The sequence below is a fragment of the Methylobacterium sp. B1 genome (assembly GCF_000333255.1).
Lineage (GTDB): Bacteria > Pseudomonadota > Alphaproteobacteria > Rhizobiales > Beijerinckiaceae > Methylobacterium > Methylobacterium fujisawaense.
In genome coordinates this window covers 1-5,763 of sequence record NZ_BACT01000971.1, presented here as the reverse complement: position 1 = coordinate 5,763, position 5,763 = coordinate 1, and the positions used below count along the sequence as shown (strand labels likewise).

Below are 5,763 nucleotides of genomic sequence, written 5' to 3'. Positions count from 1 at the left end.
TTCCTGGACGGATCCGCCAGGCGCCGGTCCGCTGATGCCGCGCCTGTTCACAGGGCTCGCCGTGCCGCCGGCGGTCGCCGACGCCCTCAAGGTCTACCAGGGCGGCCTGCCCGGCGCGCGCTGGATCGAGCCCGGCGACTTTCACGTCACCCTGCGCTTCCTCGGGGATGTCGAGGTCACCGTCGCCGACGATGTCGTGGAGGCGCTGGCCGAGATGCGGGTACGCCCGCCCCTGACGGTGACCCTCGATGGCCTCGGCATCTTCGGCGGCGACAGGCCGCGGGCGCTCTACGCGGCGGTGGTGGCCGACCCGGCGCTGACGGATCTCCAGGCCGAGCAGGAGCGGCTGGTGCGCCGCGCCGGGGTCGAGCCGGAACGGCGGAAGTTCACCCCGCATGTCACCCTGGCCCGGCTGCGCCGCGACGCCACGCCGGAGGCGACGGCGATGTACCTGTCGCAGGCGCCGGTCTTCGCGCCGCTGGCCTTCGCGGTTGACCGGGTGACGCTGTTCTCGGCGCGGGACTCGACCGGGGGTGGGCCGTATGTGGCGGAGGCGGACTTTCCGTTCGCGTGAGGCGTCCGCTTCAGGCCTCTCCTCGTCCAGAGGGCTCTGTGGGCCCGGAAGACCTCCTTCGAGGCCCGCTTCGCGGTCACCTCAGGATCAGCTGGAGGGTTGGACCGACCTACAGCCGCCGCAGCGCCACGCTCTCGATCCGGTGGCTCGCGCCCTTGGTGAGGATCAGGCTCGCCCGCTGCCGCGTGGGCACGATGTTCTCGCGCAGGTTCGGCAGGTTGATCGTGGTCCAGAGCCGGTCGGCGATGTCGAGCGCCTCGGTTTCCGGGATCTCGGCGTATTTCCGGAAGTAGGAGCGCGGGTCGCGGAAGGCGGTCTGGCGCAGCTTCATGAAGCGGGTGACGTACCAGCGGTGCAGGTCGTCCTCGTGGCCGTCGAGATAGATCGAGAAGTCGAAGAAGTCGGACACGAACGGGATCGCGGTGCCGTCCCGCGGCAGGCGGGCGGGCTGGAGCACGTTCAGGCCCTCGACGATCAGGATGTCGGGGCTCTCCACCACCCGCTCCTCCCCGGGCACCCGGTCGTAGACGAGGTGCGAGTAGAGCGGCGCGGTCACGCGCTTGTGGCCGGCCTTCACGTCGTGGAGGAAGCGCAGCAGCGCGGCGGTGTCGTAGCTCTCGGGAAAGCCCTTGCGCTCCATCAGGCCGTTGGCGGCGAGTTCGGCGTTGGGCAGCAGGAACCCGTCGGTGGTGACGAGGTCGACCTTCGGCGTGTTGGGCCAGCGCGCCAGCAGGGCGGTCAGGATGCGGGCCGTGGTGGACTTGCCCACCGCCACCGACCCGGCGAGCCCGATGATGTAGGGCGCCTTGGTCTCGCGCTCGGCCATCAGGAAGCGCTGCGTCGCCTTGAACAGCCCCTGCGTCGCCGCGACGTAGAGGGCCAGCAGGCGCGACAGCGGCAGGTAGATCGCCACCACCTCCTCGACCGAGATCGGATCGTTGATCGATTGCAGCCGCTCCAGATCCTCCTGGTTGAGGGTGAGCGGCGTGTCGGCGCGCAGCTGCGCCCATTCCTCCCGGCTGAAGCGGCGATAGGGCGAGAGCCGGTCCGACGCGTCGAGGATCGCCTCGACCGAGCCCGGCAGCGCGGCCGCGTTCACGCGTGGCGCCTCGCGGCCTTCTCGGCGATGCCGCTCTGGGCCGTCCGGCGCTCCAGCTCGGCCATCACCGCCTCGAGCTCCACGCCGCCGGCCCGGAGCAGCACGACGAGGTGGTAGAGCACGTCGGCGGCCTCATTCCTCAGGCCGGTCTTGTCGCCCTGCACGGCCGCGATCGCCGCCTCGACCGCCTCCTCGCCGAGCTTCTTGGCCGCCTTGGCGGGGCCCTCGGACAGGAGCTTGGCCGTGTAGGAGGTGGCCGGATCGGTCCCGGCGCGGCTCGCCACGAGGGCGGCGAGGTCGGCGAGCGTGTAGGCGGTCATGAAGCGATCTGCATGTTGCGCCGGCCCCTTATACGGATCCGGGCCGGATTTCGGCAGGAAACTGCGCCACGACCGCCCTGCGAGCAAGCGGCGCGGGTGAAGGCGGATGGGCTTTGTCCGGGGCTCAGCCGTTCGGGAGATGCCGGGCGAGCGCTTCCAGCACCGCCATGCGCACGGCGACACCCATCTCCACCTGCTCGCGGATCAGCGACTGCGCCCCGTCGGCGACGTCCGAGGCGATCTCGACGCCGCGGTTCATCGGGCCCGGATGCATCACCAGGGCATCGGGCTTGGCGAGCGCCAGCTTCTCGGCGTCGAGGCCGAAATAGCGGAAATACTCCTTCACGGAGGGCACGAACGAACCGTTCATGCGCTCCCGCTGGAGGCGCAGCATCATCACGATGTCGCAGCCGACGAGACCCTTGCGCATGTCCGTGAAGGTCTCGACGCCGAAGCGCTCGATGCCGGCGGGCAGCAGCGTCGAGGGCGCGATCAGGCGGACCCGGGCACCCATGGCCTGGAGCAGGATGATGTTGGAGCGCGCCACCCGGGAGTGCAGGACGTCGCCGCAGATCGCCACCTGCAGGCCCTCGATCCGGCCCTTGTTGCGGCGGATGGTGAGCGCGTCGAGGAGCGCCTGGGTCGGGTGCTCGTGGGCGCCGTCGCCCGCGTTGACCACCGCGCAATCGACCTTCCGGGCGAGCAGGTGCACGGCGCCGGCCGATTCGTGGCGGACCACGATGATGTCGGGCCGCATGGCGTTCAGCGTCGCCGCGGTGTCGATCAGGGTCTCGCCCTTCTTCACCGAGGACGAGGCGACCGACATGTTCATCACGTCGGCGCCGAGCCGCTTGCCGGCGAGTTCGAAGGAGGATTGCGTCCGCGTCGAGGGCTCGAAGAACAGGTTGATCTGCGTGCGGCCCCGCAGGGTCGTGCGCTTCTTCTCAACCTGCCGCGAGAGGTCGACGGCGGATTCGGCGGCGTCGAGCAGCCCTTCGATGTCGGGCCGGGTCAGACCCTCGATGCCGAGGAGGTGCCGGTGCGGGAAGGCCGGGGGCGCGGGCGTCGTCATGATGAGGCCCGGGTGTAGGTGCGGCGCGCCGTCCCGGCAAGGCTGTCCGATGCATCCATCGCGCGCATCCATCGCGGTTCAGGCCGGGACGCGTCCTCCGGCGCACAGGGGCTGGCTCGGCGTGAGCTCCCGGCTGGCCCGTCCGCTCGGAAAGGGGACAGGCCGCGCTCCGCCCTCGGCCCCGTGCCTGGAGCCCCCGCAGCCCCTGCAGACCGCCGCCGCGCCGGGGAAGCCGGACGGCACCTGCGGCCTTTTTTCCGCCCGATGGTAACCGGTGCTCCTCGCGCCACGTATTGGCCCGAACGGTCGGGGTTCGGACGATCCCCGGCCCAGCGACGCCCAACCGGGACCCGATTCTTGGCCGCCTCCCCTGCTCTCCAAGCCCCCGAGACCGTCGACCGGCAGGGGCGCCGGTGGTTCTACCGCCATCCGCTGGTGATCCGTCTGGCGCACTGGATCAACGCCGCGGTGCTGCTCGTGCTGCTGATGAGCGGCCTCCAGATCTTCAACGCCCACCCCGCGCTCTACTGGGGCGCGGTCTCGACCTTCGACGACCCGGCGCTCGCCATCACGAGCGATCAGGGCCGCGACGGCAAGAGCCGCGGTGTGGTGACGGTCGGCACGCGGACCTTCGACACCACGGGCGTTCTCGGCCTGTCGCGTGAGGGCGGCACGGAGGTGGAGCGGGCCTTCCCGTCCTGGGCGACCCTGCCGGCCGACCAGGACCTCGCCACGGGCCGCCGCTGGCACTTCCTGTTCGCGTGGCTGCTGGTGATCAACGGCGCCGTCTATCTCACCTACGGCCTGTTCAGCGGCCAGCTCCGCCGTCGCCTGATTCCGGACGGGGACCAGATCCGCCACTTCGGGGCTTCCGTGAAGGAGCACCTGCTCCTGCGCTTCCCCGAGGGCACGGAGGCCAAGCGCTACAACGTCATCCAGAAGCTCACCTATCTCGTCCTGGTGGGGGGCCTTTTACCTGCGATGGTGCTCGCGGGACTCGCCATGTCGCCCGGGATGGATGCCGCCTGGCCCTGGCTCACCGAGCTGTTCGGGGGCCGGCAATCGGCGCGCAGCGTCCACTTCATCGCCGCCGGGCTCATCGTGCTGTTCGTGGTGGTCCACGTGCTGCTGGTGCTGGTCTCCGGCCTCGTCAACAACATGCGCGGCATGATCACCGGCTGGTTCAGCCTCGGCCGTGACCGGGAAGGTGCCCGATGATCCTCCACCGCCGCAACCTCCTCACCGCCGGCGCCGGCCTGATGGGCACCGCCCTGCTCGGCGGCTGCGACAGATTCGCCGGATCCGATGCGGGCCGGCAGACCCTCCAGGTCGGCGAGGACGCCAACCAGTACGTCCAGCGCCTGCTGATGTCGCCGACGACCCTGGCCCGGGAATTCCCGGCCGCGATGATCTCGCCCTGGTTCAAGCCGAACGGCACCATCGACCCGCCGGACCGCGCCTACCGGGCCCTCGCGGCCAAGAAGTTCGCCGAGTTCAAGCTCACGGTCGACGGGCTCGTCCAGACGCCGCTGTCGCTGAGCCTCGCGGACCTGCGCGCCCTGCCGTCGCGGACCCAGATCACCCGTCACGATTGCGTGGAGGGCTGGAGCTGCATCGGGCAATGGGCCGGCGTGCCGCTCGCCGAGGTGCTGAAGCGGGCCGGGCTGAAGCCGCAGGCGCGCTACGCGGTGTTCCACTGCGCCGACACGCTGGAATATGCCGGCGGCGGCCTCGAAGGCGGCGACGGCGCCTTCCTGGGGCGCCCCGGGCATCCGGGCGCGGTGCGCGACGCCTACATCCAGCTCGCCGCCGCCGAGGATTGGGGCGGCGCGCCCACCGCCACCGACGCGCCCAAGGACGATTGGGGCCAGGGCAGCCCGGCCGCGGAGCCCGAGGATAAGCGTACGCCGATCCGCTACTACGAGAGCATCGACCTCTACGACGCCTTCAATCCGCAGACGATCCTGGCCTACGACCTCAACGGCAAGCCGCTGCCCGTCTCCAACGGCGCGCCCCTGCGCCTGCGGGTCGAGCGCCAGCTCGGCTACAAGCAGGCCAAGTACGTGATGCGCGTCGAGATGGTGGAATCGCTCGACGGCATCGGCCAGGGCGGCGGCGGCTACTGGGAGGACCGCGGCTACGAATGGTACGCGGGGATCTGAGTTTCGGCGCCGCGCCAGCCGGGGCATGCGCGACGGAGCGGCTCGACCCCACACCGGCGGCACAGCCCGCCATTTGACATCCCGCCGCCCGTGACCCACTTGTCCCCGGCGCGCGGCCCCGGCCCGACGGCGGGCATATGTCCCACGCGAATTACGATCAGAATTCGTCCGTCGCGCTCAGGTCCCGTCAGGGGCAGAGGTCTGAATGAAAGTCGTCGTCGTCGAGTCGCCGGCCAAAGCCAAGACGATCAATAAGTATCTCGGCCGCGACTATGAAGTGATCGCCTCGTTCGGGCACATCCGCGACCTGCCGGCCAAGGACGGCTCCGTGGATCCCGAGCAGGATTTCCACATGGTCTGGGAACTGGCCGACCGCGGGGCGAGCCGGGTCTCCGAGATCGCCAGGCGGTCAAGGGCGCCGACNAGCTGATTCTGGCCACCGACCCGGATCGCGAGGGCGAGGCGATCTCCTGGCACGTGCTGGAGGGCTTGACCCGCCCGCAGGCGCTCAAGGCATCCCGGTCGAGCGCGTCACC

Annotated in this window: 6 protein-coding genes and 1 pseudogene; 4 read left to right on the top strand and 3 right to left on the bottom strand. The window is 70.5% G+C overall.

What is annotated here, in order from left to right:
* Positions 1–34: 34 nt before the first annotated feature.
* Positions 35–574: an RNA 2',3'-cyclic phosphodiesterase gene (thpR, locus tag I53_RS27075; RefSeq protein ID WP_043356788.1), complete on the top strand. Its 540-nt coding sequence runs from the start codon at positions 35–37 to the stop codon at positions 572–574.
* Between the two features lie 109 nt (positions 575–683).
* Here the strand turns inward: thpR and coaA are convergent, their stop codons facing one another.
* The 3 genes from coaA to I53_RS27060 form a co-directional block, all read right to left on the bottom strand.
* A complete protein-coding gene (coaA, locus tag I53_RS27070) occupies positions 684–1,673 on the bottom strand; it encodes a type I pantothenate kinase (RefSeq protein WP_043356784.1) in 990 nt (329 codons plus the stop codon).
* Positions 1,670–1,993: a phosphoribosyl-ATP diphosphatase gene (locus I53_RS27065; RefSeq protein WP_043356782.1), complete on the bottom strand. Its 324-nt coding sequence runs from the start codon at positions 1,991–1,993 to the stop codon at positions 1,670–1,672. The genes coaA and I53_RS27065 overlap by 4 nt, the downstream gene beginning before the upstream one ends.
* A 124-nt stretch (positions 1,994–2,117) precedes the next feature.
* Positions 2,118–3,065 (bottom strand): aspartate carbamoyltransferase catalytic subunit, encoded by a 948-nt coding sequence (locus tag I53_RS27060; RefSeq protein WP_043356791.1) that lies wholly within the window; start codon positions 3,063–3,065, stop codon positions 2,118–2,120.
* A gap of 357 nt (positions 3,066–3,422) precedes the next feature.
* On the opposite strand from I53_RS27060, the gene I53_RS27055 reads away from it, so the two are divergent.
* The 3 genes and pseudogenes from I53_RS27055 to I53_RS27045 all read left to right on the top strand — a co-directional run.
* Positions 3,423–4,283 (top strand): cytochrome b/b6 domain-containing protein, encoded by an 861-nt coding sequence (locus I53_RS27055; RefSeq protein ID WP_043356779.1) that lies wholly within the window; start codon positions 3,423–3,425, stop codon positions 4,281–4,283.
* Positions 4,280–5,227, top strand: coding sequence for a molybdopterin-dependent oxidoreductase (locus I53_RS27050; RefSeq protein WP_043356777.1), 948 nt, complete (start codon positions 4,280–4,282; stop codon positions 5,225–5,227). The genes I53_RS27055 and I53_RS27050 overlap by 4 nt, the downstream gene beginning before the upstream one ends.
* Positions 5,228–5,432: 205 nt before the next feature.
* Positions 5,433–5,763 (top strand): annotated as a pseudogene (locus I53_RS27045) (toprim domain-containing protein); the annotation flags it as partial.

Bases quoted from the DNA above. Each gene is read 5' to 3' on its own strand.
- thpR (WP_043356788.1), top strand. From the start codon at position 35: ATGCCGCGCCTGTTCACAGGGCTCGCCGTGCCGCCGGCGGTCGCCGAC.
- I53_RS27065 (WP_043356782.1), bottom strand. From the start codon at position 1,993: ATGACCGCCTACACGCTCGCCGACCTCGCCGCCCTCGTGGCGAGCCGC.
- I53_RS27060 (WP_043356791.1), bottom strand. From the start codon at position 3,065: ATGACGACGCCCGCGCCCCCGGCCTTCCCGCACCGGCACCTCCTCGGC.
- I53_RS27050 (WP_043356777.1), top strand. From the start codon at position 4,280: ATGATCCTCCACCGCCGCAACCTCCTCACCGCCGGCGCCGGCCTGATG.